This is a genomic window from Streptomyces cynarae (assembly GCF_025642135.1).
GTDB lineage: Bacteria > Actinomycetota > Actinomycetes > Streptomycetales > Streptomycetaceae > Streptomyces > Streptomyces cynarae.
In genome coordinates, this window is the sequence record NZ_CP106793.1 from 8,699,347 (window position 1) to 8,719,508 (window position 20,162).

Here is a 20,162-nt window from a genome sequence, read left to right on the forward strand (position 1 = left end):
GCTGGAGCGGACCGACTGAGCCCGCTTGGGTGCCCTCACCTCTGGGCTGGTGGCCGGAGGGCCTCTGAACCGCGCCACTGGGACGGTGCTGCGGCTCGGAGGCCCTTTGAGCCGTTGATCTCTTCGTGCTGTTCCGGCTGGAGGCACTCGATCAGGTAGTCGCCGGTCTCCGGGGCGAGGGTCACCCCGTGGGTTTCGCTGCGGAACCCGGGGAACCGCCGGTCGAAGGACTCCAACGCGGTGAGGTAGCGCAGCAGGGGGCCGTCCTCGTCGCCGACGCTTTCGCCGGGCATCAGCACAGGGATGCCGGGCGGGGTGACGGTGACCATGGCGGCCGCCACCCGGCCGGGTGCATCGGCCAGCCGCACGCGCTCCGTGCCGCCGCGGATCAGACGCTGGTAGCACACCTGCGGAGGGGCGACCGGCTCCGGCAACTGCTGGAAGGCGGTGTCCAGCAGCTCGACCAGGCGTACCGAACGCAGGTGGTCGTGCATTTCCTGGCACAGCTCGCGCACGGTCCGGCCGGAGTAGCGCTGCGGATGCCGGGCGACCAGTGCGGGCAGGACGCGATCGAGCGGGGCGTCTCCGTCGTAGAGCGCCTTGAAGTCCATCAGGGCGTCCAGCAGCGTCCCCCACTTGCCCTTGGTGATGCCCATGGAGAACAGCACCAGCGTGGTGTAGCTGTCGGTCTTCTCGACCACGATGTTCCGGGTGGCCAGATAGGCGGTGAGTACTCGGGCCGGGATGCCCCAGTCGGCCATGTCACCGGTTGCGTTGACTCCCGGGCAGGTCAGGGTGACCTTGATCGGGTCGAGCATGCAGTAGCCCTCGGTCAGCCCGGGAAATCCGTGCCACGAGGCTCCGGGTTCCAGGTGCCAGCAGGACGGCTCCGTGCGCAGCAGGTCGGGTGGCGCCTCGTCGAAGAGCAGCCGCTTGCCGCTCGCCGGGTCGGTCACCGTCTCCGGCTGCCACACGCCGAAGAACCAGGGCGGACGGTCCCCGGCGGCCTCGATGCGCCTGCCGATGCGCACCATCTCCTGGCGGAAACGAACTGCCTCGGTCACCGCCTCGTCGACCAGCCAGCGCCCCTGCGGCCCGTCCATCATGGCGGTGGCCACGTCCAGCGAGGCGATCATCGGATACAGCGGCGAGGTCGTGCCGTGCATCATCAGCGCCTCGTTGAACCGGTCGTGCTCCACGGGTGCCCTGGGCCCGGGCCTGATGTGGACCATGGCGCCCTGCGAGAGTGCGGCCAGCAGCTTGTGGGTGGACTGAGTGGCGAAGACGGTGGGCCGTTCAGGGCCGGGGAAGTTCTCCGGCCCCACCGACATCCCGTAACGACCGGCGTACAGAGGGTGGAAGCGTGCGTAGGCGAACCACGCCTCGTCGAAATGGAGCCGGGGCGTCGTCTCGGCGAACGCCCGTGCCGCCGCGACGGCGTCGTAGCACAGGCCGTCGTAGGTGGAGTTGGTGAAAACGGCGTACGCCACGTCGGGGGAGAGGGCACCTCGGGTCAGCGGGTTGGCGCCCATCCGCGCCGCCACCCGGCCCGCCTCGATTTCAGCCGGGGGCAGCGGCCCGGCCAGGCCATAGCCGTTGCGTGTGGGAATCAGGTACACCGGACGCGCCCCGGAAACGACGAGGCCGTGCAGGACCGATTTGTGGCAGTTGCGGTCCACCAACGCAATCTCGTCACGCGTGGCGCTGAAGTGGCCGACCAGCCGGTTGCAGGTGGAGTCGCCGTGCAGGACGAAGTAGGTGAGGTCGGCGCCGAAGACGCGGGCGGCGTTGCGCTCCGCCTCGCCGATCGGCCCGGTGTGCTCGAACAACGAGCCGAGCTCCTCAACGGAGATCGAAAGGTCGCTGCGCAGTAGCCGCTCGCCGAAGTAGTCGTGGAAGGCACGGCCCACGGGTGACTTCAGGAAGGCGACGCCTCCGGAATGGGCCGGAGTGTGCCAGGAGTACTCGTGCGCGTCGTCGAAACGGCGCAGCGCCTTGAAGAACGGTGGCAGGACGGCTTCCCGGTATGCGCGGGCGGCGGTGGTGATCCGGCCCGCGATGAACGCCGGTGTGTCCTCCAGCGGCCACACATAGCCCACCACCGACTCCGACACCCACAGCGGCAGGTCGTGCACGCCGTCGTTCGCCATGACCAGGAACACCGGCAGGTCCTGGAACCTGCTGCCGAGCCGGCGCAGGACCGACGCACCGGCCGGGTCGCCGTCCGCGCCGCGGCCCGGCGGCAGGTCCCACGCCACCAATGCCGCGGCCAGACCGGCCTCGGTACGCAGCACCGCCTCGGCGTCGCCGGCGCTGACCGCCCAGCGGACCCCGAACCCTCCGATCTCGATCGCCTCACGGATCTTCACCAGTTGCTCGGCCTGGGCGCCCTCGTCCTGCGGATGCGCCCCCACCGCGATAAGGATCTTGCTGCTGTCGGCCATGCCGCCCCTCCCCGGTGGCGGGTGCCACCCAGGTCAGTCTTGGGACGACCACCCCGGGGCGGTGCATGCAGGAGGTGCAAACCACCCGGACGACGGAAAGCGCTCGCCCGGCGTTGACCTTGGCCTTACCGTCATGAGCCTCGGCTTGCGGAGTGGTTGCCACACCCTGGTGAAGCACCCGCCACTCCGGTCGCTGTGGCGTCGGGCCAGCAGGCCTACGAGGGTATCTGTGTCCTTGACCTCCCACGCCTGCTTGAAGGCTGTGACGAGGTCGGCGCGCCGGGGTAAGAGGTCCTGAGCGCGCCGTCAGCGCCGCGCGGTCGCGGAGACGTCCTCGTCCGTCGAGCCCTTGTAGGCGGCCACGCTGCCCAGCAGGCGCAGCGCCGCCTCGGAGGGCGAGCCGGGCTCGGCGGTGTAGGCGATCAGCCGCTGTCCGGACGTACCGGGGAGGACGAGGTTCTCGAAGCTGAGGTCCATCACGCCGACGAGCGGATGGTGCAGCCGCTTCATGCCCGAGGTGCAGGTGCGCACCGGGTGCCGTGCCCAGCGGGAGGCGAACTCGTCGCACTGGACGGTGAGCCGGCCGACGAGCTCGGCAAGTCGGCGGTCGTCTGGGTGGCGGCCGGCCACCAGGCGCAGGGAGGCGACGGCGAGCTGTGCCTCCTCGTCCCAGTCGGTGTACAGCTCGCGGTACTGCTCGTCCAGGAAGAGCATCCGCGTCAGGTTGGGGCGGTTGCCCGGGGTGTCGGGGCTGTCGGACGGCAGGTGTCCGGCGAGCAGGGCGTGGCCCAACACGTTCCAGGCGAGGACGTCGTTGCGGCGGTCCAGGACGAGCGCCGGCACGTCCGTCATCGAGGCCAGCAACTGGCGTGCGGAGGCGCTGGCGTGCTCCACCCGCGGCGGTGCCGGGCGGGACGCGGCGGAGGGGCGGGCCAGGACCTTCAGGTGCGCGGTCTCGTCCTCGGTGAGCCGCAAGGTGCGGGCGATCGCGTCCAGCACGGCGTCCGACGCGCTGGTGGCACGGCCCTGTTCGAGGCGGGTGTAGTGGGTGATGCTGACGCCGGCGAGCATGGCCAGCTCCTCCCTGCGCAGCCCGGTCACGCGGCGGCGGGTCGGATGCGGCGTGATGCCGACGTCCTCGGGCCGGAGTGCGGCACGGCGGGACTTGAGGAAGTCTCCCAGCTCGGACGGAGCGTCCATCGTTGCCTCCCGTGTCGTACGTGCTCGGCCGCGCGGCCGCCGGGCGAAGGTGCATGCGGTCGTGAGCGGCTCTTCGTCCATGATGCCCGCAGGTCCCGGCAGTTGGGGGCGGTAAGGGTGGTCATGAGATGACCACCCTTGCGTTGGCTGTGCGAGACAGGGTTCTGGCTGGCCTCCCCGACGCGGATGAGTCTCTTTCCCGAGCGGCGCGCGTAAGACGCCTGTGCTTGAGAGAAAGGGATGTCGACGTCATGTCCATCACCGATGCTGAAACCGGCGGTACCGCCGGTACTCCCGGCGCGCCTGGTGCGGCCGCCGGTACGCCCCCGGCCGTCCTCACCCCCCGGCGGCGACTGGTGCTGGTGCTGCTGCTCGCGGCCCAGTTCATGCTGGCCGTGGACTTCTCCATCCTGAACGTCGCCCTGCCGGTGATCGGCGAGGGCCTCGGATTCTCCCTGGCGCACCTGCAGTGGATCGGGACCGCGTTCGCTCTGTGCGCGGCCGGCTTCACCCTGCTGTTCGGACGTGTCGCCGACCTGTTCGGGCGCCGGCGGCTGTTCCTCGGCGGCCTCGCGGTGCTGGGCGTGGCCTCGCTGGTGGGCGGCCTGGCTCAGAACTCCGAGGTGCTGATCGCGGCGCGGGTCTTCCAGGGGTTGGCCACCGCGGCGGTGACCCCGGCCGGCCTGTCCCTGCTGACCACGTCGTTCCCCGAGGGGCCGCTGCGTGAGAAGGCCCTCGGCCTGAACGGCGCGCTGATGTCCGCCGGGTTCACGACCGGCGCTGTCCTCGGCGGTCTGCTGACCGACCTGCTGTCGTGGCGATGGGCGTTCTTCATCAACGTGCCCGTCGCCCTCACCGTCCTCCTCGTCGTACCGACCGTCATCAATGAGTCCCGGCCCGACGAGCGCCCGAAGCTGGACGTGCCCGGCGCCGTCAGCGTCACGCTCGGTCTGCTGGCCATCGTCTTCGGCCTCACGCAGGCCGGCGAACACGGCTGGGAGTCGTCCTCGGCGCTGCTGCCCCTGGCCGCCGGTGTCGTGCTGCTCCTGGTCTTCTACGCCGTCGAGCGCAAGGTGGCGGCGCCCCTCGTACCGCTCGGCGTGCTCGGCAAGCGGTCGGTGGCTTGGGGAAACCTCGCCGGTCTGATCGCCTTCCTCACCGAGACCTCCCTGGTCTTCCTGCTCACCCTCTACCTCCAGGAGGTCCTGGGCTTCTCGGCGCTGGCCGCGGGGCTGTCCTTCGGCGTGCTGGGCTTCGGCACGGTCGTCGGCGGATCCGTCGCCCCGAAGGTCATCGGGAAGATCGGCAGCAAGAACACCCTGATCGCCGGCGGGCTGCTGCAGACGGTGTTCACGGCCGCCCTGCTCGGCCTCGGCGACGAGCGCGGGTGGATGTGGCTGCTGCTGGTCGCCACCTTCGCCGGTGGCGTCGGGAACATGCTCGTCATCGTCGGCTTCATGGTCACCGCCACGTCCGGGCTGGCCGACCACGAACAGGGCCTGGCCACTGGGCTCGCCACCATGACGCAGCAGATCGGCATCACCATGGGCACGCCGCTCATGAGCGCCATCGCCACCGCCGCGATGACCGGCACCGGCGCCTCGGCCATTCTTGGCGGCCTGAAGGTCGCGATCGCGGTGAACGCCGCCATCGTGCTCCTGGGTGCGCTCACCAGCGCCGGCTTCCTGCGCGGCGCCGCCTCCCGTGCGCGCTGACGCCCGGCGGCACCTGCCGCACGACGACCGTCCGGGCCGCCGCGAGGCCGTCGCGGCCCGGACGGACGGTCGTCGGCCCGGTGGGGCCCGCCTGGGAGACGCTTGGCTCGACGCCGGGACGCGCCGCAACGCGGTCCGGGTCTACCGCCCGTCCACCGCCCGGCGCGGACGCCTTCGGCTGGCTGGTCCGGGCCCACGGCGGCAGCTCTGAAGCATTGGCACGGCTGCTCCTCGGCATGGACGGCGCCGAGCCGGAAGCGGGGAGGGGGCGCAGGTTTCGCCGGTGCCGCCGCGGCTCGGCGGGCTCAACCGGGGCCGCCGGGGTGGTCGGCTCGGCCGGTGCCGGGCGGACCGCTTTGCGGCTGCGGCTGAAGCAGCGTCAGGTCCTGGCCACCGCCATCCTCGACCGGCTCCTCGACCACTGTGAGGTCGTCCCGATCAAGGGCCCCGGCTACCGGCTCAAGAACGGCCTCACCGCTGTCGAGGGCGAAGCGGCGTCGCCTGAGATCTGCCGGGCCGTCAGCGATCGGGCGAAGTGCCGCCTCCTCGGAGCTGTCTGTCCAGGTACTCGATCAACCCGGTTTCGCTCCGTTTCAGGCGTTCCCGTTGCTCACGAGGCAGCGATGCCAGGGCGTCCACGAGGACACGCTTCCGTGGGACATGGACCATCGAGCCGGAGTAGACCCGGCAGCCGGAACACCATGCGAACCCGATGCACCGCTCGAACATGGAGGACTCCGGCGGATAGAAGCGGTACCGGTATGAGCGGACGGGCGTCCCACAGGCCGCGCATATTCGCCGATCCCCATCGGGGACCGTCTCCCAGGTCCCCACCTTGAGCCACCGCTGTCGCTCGTCAGGCGCTCTTCAAATCGTCATGCCGAGCATTGTTCCCCATGACGAACCGCCCTGCCAGCATTGTTCCGGACGGGAGACCTGGCGCTGCAGCTCTTTGTAGTCGGCGGGGCCGCAGAGGCCCGATTTCCGCCACTCCTGCTCGCCCATCAGCTCGGACAGTCGTCGTTCCAAGCGTCTGATCTGGGTGGTGAGCCGGGTGTTGCGGGCGTGTTCGTTGGCCAGGTCGGTCTGGCGTGAGGCGAGGCTGACCGGGGGCCGGACACGGGGTCCGAGGCTCAGGGTTGCCGTTCGGCGGCGTGGATGAGGGCGGTCTTCACGCGCCGGTGGCGGCGTTGGCTGTCGGCATGCGGCCGTCGGCCATGGCGCCCCGGCAACTCAAGGAGCTCCGGGCCTCCGACGCGGAGTAGATCGCCCAACTCAAAGCCGATGTCGAAGCACTGGCGGGTGCCCTGCACCAGACCACGGCGGCCCGATCGGGTGATGGCCCGCCCGTGGAGAGTGTCGGCGTTGGCGCGGCCGGGAACGAGGGCCAGTCTTGTCGCGGAAGGGAGGTCCGCCAAACATGGCCGTGCACTGCTTCGGATCTCCGCGCCACGCCCGTGGCGGAGTGAAGTTCGGCCAGGCGCGGCTCACCGTCACCGTCAAGGCCGGCAGCTACGAACTGTGGTGCTCCATCGACAAACACCGGGAACTCAGCATGGACACCCACCTCCAGGTCGGCGGGAACGGCCCGGTGTCACCGGCCCCCGGCAGCGCCGCCGCGACCGCGACCGGGCAGTAGCGATGGCTCCCGGACCCGGCGGCCCCCCGCACCGCACCGCCACCAGCATGCGCACGGTCGTGCGCATGCTGCTCCAAGTGGTGACCGCGGCCGCACTGGCTGTGGACGCCTACGTGCACGCCGACCTCGCCGCCCCTTACGATGTGGTCGGGCGGCAGATCAGCCAGGGAACGCTGTTTCGTCTCGAAGCCGCCGTGGCGTCGCTGGCTGCGCTGCTGGTCCTGCTGCTCGGTCGCCGGCGGCCGGCGTGGGTGTTCGCGTTCCTGGTTTCCGTCTCCGCGCTGGGCGCCGTTCTGCTCTACGGTTTCGTGAACGTGGGCGCTCTCGGTCCGCTGCCGAACATGTACGAGCCGTTCTGGGGGCCGAAGAGGACCGGCAGCGCGATCGCCGAGGCCGTCGGCGCCGTGGCCGCGCTCGTCGGCTTTCTGATCACCGGCCCGCCGCACTCTGCGTCCACTCGGACCAGCGCTCCTCGGGGCGACAAGGCCGACGGTGGGGGCGGCTGATCACGTGCCACGCCTCACCCTCCGCACCGAACCCGGCAGCTCCTGGGGCTGCTGTGGCAGCTGCTGCCCCTGGCGGTGACCGCCGCCCTGCTCTGGTACGGCCGGGTACATACCCCGGAGTACCGGCGCAGCTTCTTCGGGGCGCACGGCCACGCCGTGTCCCTGCTCAAGTCCCGGCTGGAAGCGCCCTCTTGGGACTGACTCTGATCCAGTTGTTTCTCGCGCTGTGGGTGTACGGCCAACTGCCCGGCCTGCGGGCCGGGCCACACCCGGTGGGCACCGCGCGCCGCCTGACAGGTATGTTCGCTTTCCTGTTCTACGTCCCGATCGCCCAGCAGTGCATCCTCGCCTACGGCGTCAGCCTGCCCCGGCCCGCGAGGCGCTGCACTCGCTCGCCGGCTGTTTTCTCTACGGGGCCTTCGTCGCCGAGGTCGTCGTGGTGCGCCACCGCCGCTGGTCGGGCTGGGCGCTCCCTCTCGCCGGTGGGCGCGCTCGTCACGGTGATCGCCCTGGCCTGGTACCCGGCGGCGTTCTGGTGCCTGAACGGCCTCCGGGCGCCCGGCCTGTAGGCGGACGACGCCGGATCGGTGCCGTCGTCGGCCACTATCGGCAGTGGTCACAGCTCGCCAACCCGCCGCCCTCCCGAGGTGCGAGGTGACCGGTTCGCGCGAAAGCCGTTCCCTTCCTTCGGGGCGTTGGTGCCGCCAGGTCTTGAGGTGCCCGGCGCCGCCACACCTCGCGGCCGGGCGCGGCACTGACCGCCCACACCAGGGCGGCGTTGCCCGGCCCGCAAGCGCGTGCCTTGTATCCATGTGCTATATGCGAAAAAATTGGACGTACGGCACATGGTGCTGAAGGCAAGCGAGAGGAGTGCCTCATGATCGCCAAGCTGCTCGCCAAGTTGTCCTTCACCCGCAACTACGGTGCGTACGGGGCCCACGACTGGGGTACGCACACCGGCGACGACAGGGTGTGACCACACGCTCGGCGGGCGCCCCGGGCTCCCGCCGACTCCTGGTCACGCTGCCGACGAAATCGGCCTGACTGGAACGAGAAGTCAGGGGCGATCCCATGGGCCGAGTGAATGAGCCGCCGCAATTGCCGGGAGGCAGCTTCGCGGCCTGGAGCCGCGACCGGCTGGCACTGGCGCGCCGTGGCGCTGACGAGTGCGGGGACGTGTGGCAGCTGGAGTCCGGTGTCTACGTAGCCGCTACGGCCGGGGTGTGTGAAGCGGTCCTGCGCCGCGCGCAGGACTTCCCCAAGCCGTCCTCGCCTCTCTTCCCGCCGTTGAAGCGGACCGGCGGAGCGCCGACGCCCGAGGAACGGGTGCATGCTCGCGCCGCCCGCATGCGCGGACTGCGCCCACAGGCGGTTGCGGACCGGATCGGTGAGATTGCGCCCGGGACCGCTCGATTTGCTGATCAGTGGCCCACGGGCCGGGACGTCGAGATTCTGCCCATGGTCCGGCCCGTCCTGGCAGAGATCGGCGTGCGCTACCTCTTCTCCGACGACGCTGCTGCCCTGCTGCCCTTCGCCTGGCAGCTCTTCGTGGCCCGGGAGGTGCTCGTACGCCCCTCGCACTGGGTGTGGCCGCGCTGGGTCCCCACACCGGCACGGCGGTTCCGCACACGGCGGCAAGTCGCCTTCACCAACGCTTTGCGGTCCATCGTCCGGCGGCGCCGTTCATCGGGCCAGTTCGGTGACGACGTGCTGGGACAGATGCTCCGGCCCTCCTCCCGCTACGGCCCGCTGTCGGAAGAAGCCGTCCTGGACACTCTCCCCGGAATCACCGTCGCCACCTTCGAGACACCCTCCCGGGCAGCCGGATGGATCTTGCTCCACCTGGCCCGATACGCCCAGGCCGCGGACCGCGTCGCGGCCGAAGCCGCCCTGCTGCCCGCCGACCCGGCAACGACGACCAGCACCCACCTCGACAACCTGCAATACACCCAGGCGCTGGTACGCGAAGTGCTCCGACTGCACCCCCCGAGCTGGCTGCTCACCCGGCGCGCCCCGCGACAGACTCAGCTCGCCGACTACACCATCGACGCCGGATCCACCGTTCTCGTCTGCCCCTACACCGCCCACCGCGACGCACGGGAACACCCCGAACCAGACCGGTTCCGGCCCGAACGCTGGCTCGACGATTCGGGCTCGTCGGCGAAACCCGGGGTCTTCCTCGGCTTCGGTACCGGGCCGCACGGCTGCGAGGGAGCCGCCCTGGCCATGGCCATGCTCACGCTCATGACCGCGCAGACAGCCCGCCGATACCACTTGAGCGAGCCGCCCGGTGCGGAACCCGGCTACCGGGTCACCACCTTCGAAGGTCTCGCAACCGCCGGCCTGCACCTGCGTGCCACCTTGCGCGGCTGAGGGCAGTCCTACTTTCGGTGGCAGGCCGCCTCCATCCGCGAACAACGAACGTCGATCAAGTCCGAGTGCCGTTCCACACGCGCTCGGATCACCGGCTCATGGTTCGCACATCGTGTGTCGCCGGTCGAACTCGGTGACGAGCATGCCCATCATGACGAGGTCGTGGTGCCGGCCAGCGAAGAAAACGTGTTCCCGCAAGCGCCCCTCCTCGGTGAAGCCGAGCCCACGAAACAGTGCCAGCGATGCCTCGTTGTGGGCCAAAACCGCCGCCAGGCATTTGTGATAGCGCCGCTCAGCGAACATGAAGCGCAGCAGCAGCACCACGGCTTCCGTCGCGTAGCCCTTGCGCCGGTGGCCGGCGCTGATGGTGATATCGAACTCGAACCAGCCTGAGTGAGGGCCGGTGCGATGTGAGCCGACCGCGCCGACCAGCTCTCCCGTGGCCGTCGCCTCGACCGCCAACCGGAAGCGGTCGTCATCGCACTCGGCAACGGCCTGCTCCTTCGCCCAGGCACGGTAGCTCTCGGTAGACCTCGGCAGATCCAGCCGGCCCGCTCGCGGCCCGTCATCGTCGGCGAAACGCGCGAACGCCGCCCAGTCGTCGGGCTCGACAGCGCGCAGGCGTACCCGATTACCGGTCCAGGACGATGCCATGCCCTATTTGATCACGCTGCTGTGCGCCCGAGGCCGACAGGCACGCCGAGGCAGGCGTTGCCCGCCGTGCTCCGTCTCACCGCTGATCGTCGTCCTCGTCCGGAGCGGCGGGGTCGTGCAGCGGACCTCTACAGTGCCGCGTACGCCGCTGTCCAGCGTCGTTGCGTCGGACTCACCGGTATCCGTGCCGCTGTTACGCTGGTTTTGTGACGCGTTCCGGCCCAGCGTGCCATATGGGTCCACCGAAACGGCAATCCAAAAGAGCGCCGCTTGCGTAACCAAAAAGCAGCCCCACCAGGGATACGTCCCTGGTCACGCGCCGATCGCCTGAGTCACGATGATCAATTCTTTCCATGGGGACCCGGGCGAGCGTGGTGATCCTGCTCGCGCTTCGCAGTGATGGGCAGCGGCCGGGACCTCCGTCGTTGCGCGCCGTAGTGGCGCCGGCTTGAGGGTCTGCAGCTCCCACTCCCTGTGGAGGCCGGGGTGAAAGTTGTCGTTGATCTTTCCCGATGCAAGGGGTATGCGCAGTGCGCGTTCCTGGCTCCGGAGGCGTTCCGGATGCACGGTGAGGAAGCGCTCATGTACGACCCGAACCCCGATGACGTCTGGCGCGACCAGGTGCTACGCGCCGCTGCGGCGTGCCCGGTCCAGGCGATCCTGGTCGACCGGCTGGAGGCACGGCACGCACCGGCGGAGGCGTCGCCGTCATGACCAGTGCCGACAACCTGCGTGCGTTCAAGCGCGATGGCCGCATCGTGGTCGTCGGGGCTTCGCTGGCGGGGCTGCGGGCCGCGGAGGCTCTACGGGGGGAGGGTTTCACCGGATCGTTGACCATGATCGGTGACGAGTTGGGCGGGCCCTACGACCGGCCTCCCCTGTCCAAGCAAGTACTGAACGGGTGGGTGCCGGCCAGGGGCACCACTTTGCCCCGCCGTCGTGACATCGACGCGGAGTGGCTGCTGGGCGTGCCCGCCAGCGGGCTGGACCTCGCGACGAACCACGTGCGTCTCGCCGACGGACGCGAGGTTCCCTTCGACCGGGTGCTGATCTCTACCGGGGTACGGGCCCGGCCGTGGTTCGTCGAGTCCGAGGCTGCCCTGGACGGAGTGTTCGTCGTACGTACGCGCGAGCATGCCGAGAGCCTGCAGCGGGCCCTCGCCGCCGGGCCTTCCCGCGTTCTGGTAATCGGTGCGGGATTCACCGGCTCCGAGATCGCCTCCGTCTGCCGCGAGCGGGACATCCCGGTGACCGTCGTCGAAGTCGGGGCGGCCCCGCTGGCCGGGGCGCTGGGTGCCGTGATCGGTGAGGTCGCGGCGGACCTGCAGCGCGCTCACGGCGTCGACCTGCGGTGCGGTGTCAAGGTCACCCGGCTTGAGGGCGACGTGCAGGGACGGTTTCGCCGTGCTCACTTCGACGACGGCAGTACGGTCGATGCCGATGTGGCGGTGGTGGCACTCGGGAGCATCCGCAACACCGAGTGGCTACGGGATTCGGGACTGGCGGCGGGCGTGTGGGGAATCACCTGCGACACGGGCTGCCGCGCCCTCGACATCAACGGCCGCGTCGCTGATGACGTCTTCGCCGCGGGAGACGTGGCACGTTGCCCGAACCCCATCTACGATTCCCGGCTCATCGCACAGGAGCACTGGGCCAACGCCGTGGAACAGGCCGAGGTCGCGGCACACAACATGGTCAGCGCCCAGGCGGACCGCCGGCCCCACCTGTCCATCCCGCTGTTCTGGTCGATCCAGTTCGGCGTCAACATCAAGTCCGTCGGCGTGCCGACCTTCGCCGACGAGGTGGTCGTCACCCAGGGATCGCTGGACGACCACCGTTTCGTCACGGCATATGGCTATCGGGGCCGCGTCACGGCTGCCGTGAGCTTCAACAACGGCAAGTGGCTGGACCACTACCGACGGCTGATCGAGACGGCCGCACCTTTCCCGCCCCGCTGCCCCACGCCGGACCAGCCGTCCGACACGAAACCGGTGCCCGTCGACTTCCCCGGCCCCGCCCTGCTCGCGCCGGGCGCCACGGTGGTCGTCACAGGCCATGCCCCGGGTGAGCGCCGGGCCACGGCCGTGCACCAGCATCGACAGGAGGAAGGCCGGACGACCACGACCGGGACGCCCGGCACGCTGCAACGGATCTTCGACTACTCCGCCCGGGCCGACCCCTACCCGCTGTATGCCGAGTTGCGCAGGACGCCGGTGGCCCGGCAGGAGGACGACAGCTACGTCATCAGTACCCATCGCGAGATCACGGACGTGCTGAATGACCCGCATCTGAGTTCCGACCTGCGCAATCTGTCGCGTCCGATGCCCCCAGCCGAGGAAGGGGTCACGTCGTCGTTCATCCACATGGACTCGCCCGAGCACGATCGCCTGCGGCGTATGGCGATGCGTCACTTCGGCCCCCCGCACACCCCTGGACTGGTGACCGGACTTGAAGGCTTCCTGACCGCCACCGTCGGCAGCCTGATCGACGATTTGGCGGGCAAGGAGCAGATCGACGTCGTCGACGACTTTGCCCTTCCATTCCCCGTAACCGTGACCTGTCACTTGCTCGGCGTGCCAGGCGAGGACGAGCCGAGGTTCCACCTCTGGGTGAACGACATCATGAACTCGATCGACTACAACCCCGAGACCGACCCGAAGGAGAAACTGGACAAGGGCATACAGGCCCGCAAGGACTTGCGCCAGCGCCTCGGCGAGTTGGTGGAACAGCGCCACGGCCGGCCAGGAGACGACCTGCTGTCACGGCTGGCCAACGACGACGGGCCCGACGGCCGGATGGCCGACGCCGAAATCGTCGCCACCGCCAGACTGCTCCTCATCGCAGGCCATGAGACCATCGTCAACCTCATCACCAACGGCATGCTGACGCTGCTGCGCCACCCGCAGGTGCTACAGCGACTGCGCCACGAACCGGACCTCGTCGTGCCGCTGGTCGAGGAACTGCTGCGCTACGAGCCCCCCGTGCACATCATTCCCTGGCGGGCGGCGTACAGCGACATCACCGTCGCCGACACCGTCATCCCCAAGGGTTCGCAGATCATGCTCATGTTGGCCTCAGGCAGCCGAGATCCGAAGCGCTTCCACGATCCCGACCGCTTCGACCCGGATCGGCGTGACAACCAGCACCTGGGGTTCGGAAGCGGCGTCCACCTGTGCTTCGGCGGTCCGCTGGCCCGGCGGGAAACCCAGATCGCGCTGACCGAGCTGGTGCGCCGGCTCGACCGCCCCAGGCTTGTCGCCGACCCGCCGCCGTACCGGCCCAGCCCCGTTCTTCGGGGTCCCATCCATCTGGACATCGAGCAGGGGGACCGTTGACACGGCAGCCGAGGGCAGCTGCGAGGTCGCGCCGCGAACGGCCCGGTCGGCCGGCTCTGCATTCGACAGCAACTCGCTACTCTCCTCAGCTCCCATCCCGTCCACCGTCTGGCCGCCACGGTCCTCCTGCCAGAGCGGGAGCGGCATCGCTTCGTGGACGACTGCTCACTCCGCATCCGTCATATCCAATGGATAGCCCGGCCACCTGTGCGGATGGTTGCCTGCGTTTCCGAACCGGTGCGCGAGGCAGTCACACGACCGGGTAGCCGGACCGGACCCGGCCGGCGCGAACACGTACAACGGCGGCAACAGGGCCTCCTGCGTGCTCGTTGGTTCGACAACCCCAGCCGCTCAGTGCAGCCGGTCGGTGGGCTCCGCCTGGACGGGAGTGGCTGCCAGGCTGGCGAGCAGCTTGAGGCGCTCTTCCGAGGTGCTGCCCGGTTCGGCGGTGTAGAGACTCAGGTCGTGCACGGTCCGGTGAGACACGGGCAGGCCGAGAGACTGGTAGGTCAGCTCCAGAAGGCCGACCTCGGGGTGCTGCAGCCGCTTGATGCCCTCGTGGCGGATACGGACGTCGTGCGCGGCCCACATGGTGCGGAAGTCGGCGCTGAGCGTGGACAGTTCGCCGATCAGCTCGCGCAGGGCCCGATCATGCGGCTCACGCCCGGCCTCGGCACGCAGCAACGCGACGGTGACGGCGGCGCCGGCGTCCCAGTCGACGAAGAAGTCCTGTGAGCCAGGGTCGAGGAAGTGGTAGCGGGCGAAGTTGGGACGGCCGCGTTTGTCGGTGGTGCGGCTGTCGAACATCGGTGCGTGCAGGGCCCTGGCGAGCGCGTTGTGGGCGATGACGTCCAAGCGGCCGTTGCGTACGAAGGCGGCGGACATCGTGATGGAGCCGAGCAACCACTGGATGCGGGGCGGGACTTCGACGTCCCTGCGGCGGGACGGCGCGCGGGGTGCGGGCCGTGCGGCGCGGGCCAGGTCGAACAGATAGGTGCGCTCGTCCTCGTCCAGTTGCAAGGCATTGGCGACCGCGGTCAGCACGTCTTCGGACACTCCGCTGATATGGCCCTTCTCCAGCCGGGTGTACCACTCGGTGCTCACCCCGGCCAGCACGGCGACCTCCTCACGCCGCAGTCCCGGGACCCGGCGGCGGCCGCTGGTGGGCAGCCCGGCCTGCTCCGGGGTGATCTTCGCGCGGCGGCTGGCAAGAAAGTCCCGGATCTGCGCACGGTGATCGCTTCGGTCGTCCATGCGATCCACGGTAGCCAGCGAGGGGCGCCGAGGGAGGTTGAGCTTGTACCCCCCATAAACACGACCTTCTCCGCCCGCGCCGAAGCCGGTCTCCTGGAACACGTACCCCGATCACGACCCACGGAGATGAACCTTGAGTACGCGAGGAGGAACCCTTCACGCCCCCGCCGAAGCACGGGCCGAGGAGCCTCAGCAGGCGGCGCCCTCCCGGCTTCCGCTCGTCGTGTACGTGCTCGCGCTGAGCACGTTCCTGATGGGCACCACCGAGTTCGTCGTGGCCGGCCTGCTGCCCGAGATCGCGGGAGACATGCAGGTCAGCGTCGCCCGGACCGGCCTGATGATCACCGGCGAGCGCCAACGGCGCTGGAGTGAGCGGCGCCTGGTCTGGATCGCGTCAGCGATACTTCATGGCTGTGACGAGCGAGGACACCCCGGCGGCCAGACCGCCGCAGCCTCCGGCCAGACGTCAGATCCGGTCCTGCCGGAATGTCTGCTCGATCGTCGCCTCGGGCAGCCGCGGTCAGGGCCGGAGCACGATCTTGCCGTGGGTGTGCTGCTGTTCCAGCTCGAGGAAGGCGTCTCGCACCTGTTCCAGCGGGTAGGTGCGGGCGATCGGCACCTCCAACTGCCCGCGCGCGGCAAGCCGGGCCAGCTCGCCGAGCACGACCGCACACGCCGCCGCACCTTCTCCGTAGGTCCGCGCGCCGACCTCGGCCGCGGCCTGCCAGTCGCGGATCGTGTTGATCCGCTCGGGCTGCACGCCCAACTCCACTGCCAGTGCCACGTAGCCGTCGCCGAAGGTGTCGATGAACGCGTCGACCCTGCCGCCGGACGCCTGACGGATCCGCTCGGCCACGCCTGGCCCGTACTCGACCGGGAGGACACCGCGCTCCTTCAACCAAGCGTGGTTCCGCTCGCTCGCCAGCCCGATCACTGTGGCGCCACGCCGCCGCGCGAGCTGCACGGCAAGCGACCCGACTCCGCCCGCCGCACCGGAGACGACGACCGTGTCGTCCGGGCCGGGGTCCACCGCGAACACGGTGGCGTAGGCGGTCGTGCCGGCCACGTACAGCGCCCCGGCCACCTCCCAGGCCAACCCCGCTGGACGGGAGACCAGATTCACGTCGTCGACAACGACGAACTGCGCATGGCTGGCCCGCCTGTGAGTGAAGCCCAAAACCTCATCACCCACCGCGAAGCCCCTAACGTGCGGGCCGGCCTCCACCACGACGCCGGCCAGATCACTGCCCTGCCCGGAGGGAAACGACGCCGGCCAGCGTTCGTGCAACGCGCCCGTGCGGATGTGCGCCTCGCCGGGCTGGATCCCCGCTGCGCGGACCTCGACCAGCACCTGCCCTGGACCGGGCACCGGCCGCTCCACCTCCTCCACCCGCAGCACATCGATCCCGCCGTACTCGTGAAACCGAACCGCCCGCATCGCGTGATCACCGCACCTTCTCGTCCGGACAAGGCTTGGCCGGCCGCGTGTCGGAAGGCCGACGCCGACCGTGCCACCGTGTTCAAAGATCAAGCGCGGATCCGTATTCCCAGGAGCACTACCGACGGCGATGTCCCGCGCCGGGCAAGTTGGACGCACCGCGGACATCGTCGCCGACGCGGCGGTACACATCCTCAGCCGACCGTCACGGGACTGCACCGGCAACACGTCCATCTACGCCGACGTTTTGCGTTGCATCGGTATGACCGACATCGCGAAGTACGGCGTCGGTCGCGCGCTCGAGTACGACCTCTTCGTCGGCTCCGTCGGGTGCAGCACCGCCGGACCCAAAGCTGGGCCGGCAGACGGCCGCAGCCCCTGAGGCGGCTGCAAAGCGGTGCGAGAGCACTAGGTCCATGGGATGACGCGGGCTCGGACCGGAGTCGCATCCCGATGCCGTACCGCACAGCTAATCTGGGCCATCGACCCTGGCCAGGAGAATGATGCCGCAGTGCTCCCGCCCGGTCTGGGGTGACGATGGAAACGGGGTGCGTGCGGGTGACGGGATAGGGCTGATGCAGGCACCGGACGATGTCTCCGCCGGCTCGAAGCGATGCGACGCCGCCCGCAATCGTGCCCGGCTGCTGGAGGCCGCCCGGCACCTGGTCGACGACCTGGGCGCGGAACAGATGACCATGGAAGCGGTCGCGAAGGAAGCCGGCGTGGGGAAGGGCACCCTCTTCCGCCGGTTCGGCGACCGGGACGGCCTCCTGCGAGCCCTCCTTGACGAGGCAGAGGCGGAGTTCCACGAGGCGTACGCCTCCGGTCCCCCGCCCCTGGGCCCCGGTGCCCCGGCAGCGGACCGGCTGACGGCCTTCGGCAGCACCCTGATCAGCCGCATGGCCAGTGACGACGATCTCGGTGCGTCACTCGCGCGTCAGCTCCGACGACGCAGCCGCAATGCGTCCGAGACGGGCCGGGCTTTCCACCGTCACGTCTCGACCCTTCTGCGGGAAGCGGGAGTCGACGCCGACCACGACATGCTGGCCCACGCCATGCTCGCTTTCACGACCTTCGAGACGGCGGACCACCTGCGCCGTGAGTGCGACGTTCCCACCGAGCGGCTCCAGGCCACCTGGGCGCAACTGGTACGCCTGGTGACCCGACCGGACTGACACGCGGTTGGTGTCCCACACGTGTGAGTCTCTGTGTCTCAGGGGGCGGCCGTGCGCTGTGACTGTTCGGTCCCGGTGTGCGGGATCGTGCTCTTCAAGCGGGCCGACCAGGAGATCTCCGCCGAGGAGGTGGAGAACCTCGTCTACCGCCTGCCGGGCGTCTCCAGCGTCGTGGTCCGGCGTTGGACGGAGATGGGCCTGCGCGTGCTCGCGGACGATGTCGATCACACGGTCCCTCAGGTCTGTCAGGTCATGCAGAGCGCCCCAGCCGATATGGCCTCCGACGAGGCGTACGCTCTCTCCGTTGCGTCTGGGCGCGATGAGGCCGAGCAGGCCGAGTCGGAATAGCGCCGCTTCGAGTTGGTTGGGCGTTACGGCGGCGTCCTTGGACAGTTCGTCGATCGGCAGCGGCCTGGCGGCGTCGACGGTGTGATGGCCGACGAGGGCGGTGAGGAGTCGGCCCGAGGTCCCCGGGAACAGGGCGGAGAGCGGAGGCCGGAAGTTCATGGCACGGTCCTTGGTACAACATGGGACGGGGTTTCTCGCCGGCTTCGCCAGGCGGGTGGCATCGACGACGAAGCCGGCGAGAGTCTGATCTCCGGACGCCGGAATCTGGACGTCAGACGCCAGGAGCCGGATCGTTCGCGAGTGCGTCGGCGGCAGCGTCGAACTCCTCGATGACATCGAGGAATCCGGCCTTGCCCCACAGGGTCAGACCCAGAACGGCGATACCAACGGCCGTCATGTGCACGGCTCCTGGGACGTCCCGGCAGGACAACGCGCGCATCGCCGACTCGTCACCTACGGCCCAGGCCCGCGCCGCCTCGGCCATGGCGAACTCGTAGTGGGGCGGCGCCGCGGTGGCGATGTCGTCGGAGCGCCGGACCAGGTCGTCCAGTTTCCAGTGCCTGCCGGCCAGTTCCATGATGCTGATGGTGGAGCGCAGCAGACCAGTCAGCAGGGCGTACACCTCGATCCAGCCGCTGGCGTCCAGACCGGCCAGTGCCTCCTGGACCGCAGCGGCGTCTTTGTGCGCGTAGCCTCGAACCACGCTCAACGCGCGGTCGCGGCAAGTCCTCTGCGGTGCATCGCTCATGCGGTTCACCGTATTGTCGTCCGAGCGGGCGCGAATCGGTCTCCCGGCCCAACGCGCCTCCGAAATAAGCAGTAAGACCAACGACCACTTTGGGCCGGCAGCCGGGTGTGCGACGTAAGGAGCGGGTCGTAACCGCCGGAGTCCGACACGGCGTCAAGGGCCGCGAGAGCGAGGTGCTCCACAATCGTGCGGGCCGGGGTGCGGTCATCTCGGCGATGCCGCGTGCCGGCCCGGTGTCGGCCTTTCATGTTCTCCGCCCTGCGCTTTTGGCGGTGTTGCTGGGACTCATCGTGCCGCCAGCTTATGGCCATCGGCGCAGTCCGCCGCCCACTGGCGGGTATCACACGGCCGCGCACGACATGGCGCAGATCGCCGGTGTGCTGGGGAAGAAGGCGGACCAGGACAAGTACTCCGAGCTTGCCTCGACCGTGGCCGACGAGTTCACCACGAGGATGCCGCAGCCGTCTACTACGGCAGTGACAGCGAGACCTCGAACGCGATGGCCCTGGACGCCGGCTTGGTCCCCGCGACCGACCAGCAGCAGGTACTCGACCGGCTGGTCGCCTCCGTCCGCACGGCCGGCAACCACATCACCAGCGGCTCGGTCGGGCTCGGGCCGCTCTTCCGGGCCCTGCACGCGGGTGGACGCGACGACATCATTTACGACATGGTCGTGAACCCCACCTCGCCCGGCTACGGCTACCTCGTCACCAGCGGCCACACCACCCTCTCCGAGTCCCTCGACGGTTCCGGCTCGCAGAACCACCACTTCCTGGGCCAGGTCGACGCCTGGCTCGTCAACGAGCTCGCCGGCATCAATCAGGCGCCGGGCTCGATCGGTTACCACCAGCTGTTGACAGCTCCCGGGGTGGTCGGGGACCTCACCCGTGCCTCGGGCAGCTACCGCACTCCGCAGGGCCTGGTAACCAGCAAGTGGCAGAAGGACGGCCACGGCCGCTTCAGCCTCAAGGTCACTGTCCCCCCAGGCAGCACCGCCGTGGTCCGCGTGCCTGCGGACGCCCATGACCGCATCACCGCGAGGGGCTCCACCCGACCGTCGCCTCAGGAGCGGACCGATTCCGCGACGACCTACCGCGTCTCTGCGGGCAGCTACACCTTCGCCGTGGGCTGAGCCGGCCCACCACCCTGCCGGTGCCATGCTGCGAGCCTGGCGCCGGCAGGCTCACGTCTGTGAAGGGGACTGTAAATCGTTCGGCTCTGTCACGTACCGAGTGTCGGCCCGGACCGGGGCCGAGCCGGCCGTCCACCGGCACGTCCGCGACCATGCGCCCGTGGAAGCCGTGCACCCGTCCCGTCGGTCGCACACACCGGG

18 protein-coding genes and 4 pseudogenes are annotated in these 20,162 nt (G+C 69.6%); 15 read left to right on the forward strand and 7 right to left on the reverse strand.

The features are described from left to right. Positions 1-35: 35 nt before the first annotated feature. Together N8I84_RS39300 and N8I84_RS39305 are read right to left on the reverse strand one after the other, a co-directional pair. Complete coding sequence (locus N8I84_RS39300) at positions 36-2,444, reverse strand: Orn/Lys/Arg family decarboxylase (RefSeq protein ID WP_263234314.1); 2,409 nt, start codon at positions 2,442-2,444, stop codon at positions 36-38. 306 nt (positions 2,445-2,750) lie between these two features. Then, positions 2,751-3,644, reverse strand: coding sequence for a helix-turn-helix transcriptional regulator (locus N8I84_RS39305; protein WP_263234315.1), 894 nt, complete (start codon positions 3,642-3,644; stop codon positions 2,751-2,753). Positions 3,645-3,895: 251 nt separating this feature from the next. Between N8I84_RS39305 and N8I84_RS39310 the strand changes: the two genes are divergently transcribed. Both N8I84_RS39310 and N8I84_RS42920 read left to right on the forward strand, forming a co-directional pair. Beyond that, positions 3,896-5,359 carry an MFS transporter gene (locus N8I84_RS39310; protein ID WP_263234316.1) on the forward strand — a complete coding sequence of 488 codons (1,464 nt, stop codon included), beginning with the start codon at positions 3,896-3,898 and terminating at the stop codon, positions 5,357-5,359. A gap of 380 nt (positions 5,360-5,739) precedes the next feature. Then, a pseudogene (locus tag N8I84_RS42920) lies at positions 5,740-5,844 on the forward strand (ATP-binding protein); the annotation flags it as partial. Between the two features lie 382 nt (positions 5,845-6,226). Here N8I84_RS42920 and N8I84_RS39320 read toward each other — a convergent pair. Next, positions 6,227-6,388, reverse strand: coding sequence for a hypothetical protein (locus N8I84_RS39320; RefSeq protein ID WP_263234318.1), 162 nt, complete (start codon positions 6,386-6,388; stop codon positions 6,227-6,229). 391 nt (positions 6,389-6,779) lie between these two features. Here N8I84_RS39320 and N8I84_RS39325 point away from each other — a divergent pair, with 391 nt between their 5' ends. From N8I84_RS39325 to N8I84_RS39350, 5 genes and pseudogenes are all read left to right on the forward strand, one after another. Next, positions 6,780-6,998, forward strand: coding sequence for a hypothetical protein (locus N8I84_RS39325; protein ID WP_263234319.1), 219 nt, complete (start codon positions 6,780-6,782; stop codon positions 6,996-6,998). 2 nt (positions 6,999-7,000) lie between these two features. After that, a complete protein-coding gene (locus tag N8I84_RS39330) occupies positions 7,001-7,504 on the forward strand; it encodes a hypothetical protein (RefSeq protein WP_263234320.1) in 504 nt (167 codons plus the stop codon). Between the two features lie 75 nt (positions 7,505-7,579). Then, entirely contained in the window at positions 7,580-7,705 is a 126-nt protein-coding gene (locus N8I84_RS39335; protein ID WP_263234321.1) for a hypothetical protein, read from the forward strand. 29 nt (positions 7,706-7,734) lie between these two features. Next, a pseudogene (locus N8I84_RS43295) lies at positions 7,735-8,162 on the forward strand (DUF6529 family protein). A gap of 413 nt (positions 8,163-8,575) precedes the next feature. Then, the gene (locus N8I84_RS39350) at positions 8,576-9,877 is read left to right on the forward strand and encodes a cytochrome P450 (RefSeq protein WP_263234322.1); all 1,302 of its coding nucleotides are present in this window, start codon (positions 8,576-8,578) and stop codon (positions 9,875-9,877) included. 96 nt (positions 9,878-9,973) lie between these two features. On the opposite strand, the gene N8I84_RS39355 is transcribed toward N8I84_RS39350, so the two are convergent. Next, the gene (locus N8I84_RS39355) at positions 9,974-10,531 is read right to left on the reverse strand and encodes a GNAT family N-acetyltransferase (RefSeq protein WP_263234323.1); all 558 of its coding nucleotides are present in this window, start codon (positions 10,529-10,531) and stop codon (positions 9,974-9,976) included. Positions 10,532-11,017: 486 nt separating this feature from the next. Between N8I84_RS39355 and N8I84_RS39360 the strand changes: the two genes are divergently transcribed. The 3 genes and pseudogenes from N8I84_RS39360 (at position 11,018) to N8I84_RS39370 (ending at position 13,866) form a co-directional block, all read left to right on the forward strand. After that, positions 11,018-11,245, forward strand: coding sequence for a ferredoxin (locus N8I84_RS39360; RefSeq protein ID WP_263234324.1), 228 nt, complete (start codon positions 11,018-11,020; stop codon positions 11,243-11,245). Continuing rightward, positions 11,242-12,618, forward strand: a pseudogene (locus N8I84_RS39365) (NAD(P)/FAD-dependent oxidoreductase); the annotation flags it as partial. The gene N8I84_RS39360 and the pseudogene N8I84_RS39365, both read left to right, overlap by 4 nt. 126 nt (positions 12,619-12,744) lie before the next feature. Beyond that, positions 12,745-13,866 carry a cytochrome P450 gene (locus N8I84_RS39370; protein WP_390899079.1) on the forward strand — a complete coding sequence of 374 codons (1,122 nt, stop codon included), beginning with the start codon at positions 12,745-12,747 and terminating at the stop codon, positions 13,864-13,866. 351 nt (positions 13,867-14,217) lie between these two features. On the opposite strand, the gene N8I84_RS39375 is transcribed toward N8I84_RS39370, so the two are convergent. Further along, on the reverse strand, positions 14,218-15,120 hold the full coding sequence (locus N8I84_RS39375; RefSeq protein ID WP_263234325.1) for a helix-turn-helix transcriptional regulator: 903 nt from the start codon (positions 15,118-15,120) through the stop codon (positions 14,218-14,220). A gap of 520 nt (positions 15,121-15,640) precedes the next feature. Beyond that, complete coding sequence (locus N8I84_RS39385; RefSeq protein WP_263235029.1) at positions 15,641-16,558, reverse strand: NADP-dependent oxidoreductase; 918 nt, start codon at positions 16,556-16,558, stop codon at positions 15,641-15,643. 130 nt (positions 16,559-16,688) lie between these two features. Here N8I84_RS39385 and N8I84_RS39390 point away from each other — a divergent pair, with 130 nt between their 5' ends. From N8I84_RS39390 to N8I84_RS39400, 3 genes are all read left to right on the forward strand, one after another. Further along, positions 16,689-16,940 (forward strand): Rossmann-fold NAD(P)-binding domain-containing protein, encoded by a 252-nt coding sequence (locus N8I84_RS39390; protein ID WP_263235077.1) that lies wholly within the window; start codon positions 16,689-16,691, stop codon positions 16,938-16,940. A 193-nt stretch (positions 16,941-17,133) separates the two neighbouring features. After that, positions 17,134-17,733, forward strand: coding sequence for a TetR/AcrR family transcriptional regulator (locus tag N8I84_RS39395; RefSeq protein ID WP_263234326.1), 600 nt, complete (start codon positions 17,134-17,136; stop codon positions 17,731-17,733). A gap of 51 nt (positions 17,734-17,784) precedes the next feature. Beyond that, the gene (locus N8I84_RS39400; protein ID WP_263234327.1) at positions 17,785-18,081 is read left to right on the forward strand and encodes a hypothetical protein; all 297 of its coding nucleotides are present in this window, start codon (positions 17,785-17,787) and stop codon (positions 18,079-18,081) included. Positions 18,082-18,352: 271 nt separating this feature from the next. Here N8I84_RS39400 and N8I84_RS39405 read toward each other — a convergent pair whose 3' ends face one another. Beyond that, complete coding sequence (locus N8I84_RS39405; protein ID WP_263234328.1) at positions 18,353-18,829, reverse strand: hypothetical protein; 477 nt, start codon at positions 18,827-18,829, stop codon at positions 18,353-18,355. A 478-nt stretch (positions 18,830-19,307) separates the two neighbouring features. On the opposite strand from N8I84_RS39405, the pseudogene N8I84_RS39410 reads away from it, so the two are divergent. Both N8I84_RS39410 and N8I84_RS39415 read left to right on the forward strand, forming a co-directional pair. Next, a pseudogene (locus tag N8I84_RS39410) lies at positions 19,308-19,622 on the forward strand (alpha-L-rhamnosidase-related protein); the annotation flags it as partial. Between the two features lie 21 nt (positions 19,623-19,643). After that, the gene (locus tag N8I84_RS39415; RefSeq protein ID WP_263235030.1) at positions 19,644-19,961 is read left to right on the forward strand and encodes an alpha-L-rhamnosidase C-terminal domain-containing protein; all 318 of its coding nucleotides are present in this window, start codon (positions 19,644-19,646) and stop codon (positions 19,959-19,961) included. The last annotated feature ends 201 nt before the right edge of the window (positions 19,962-20,162 follow it).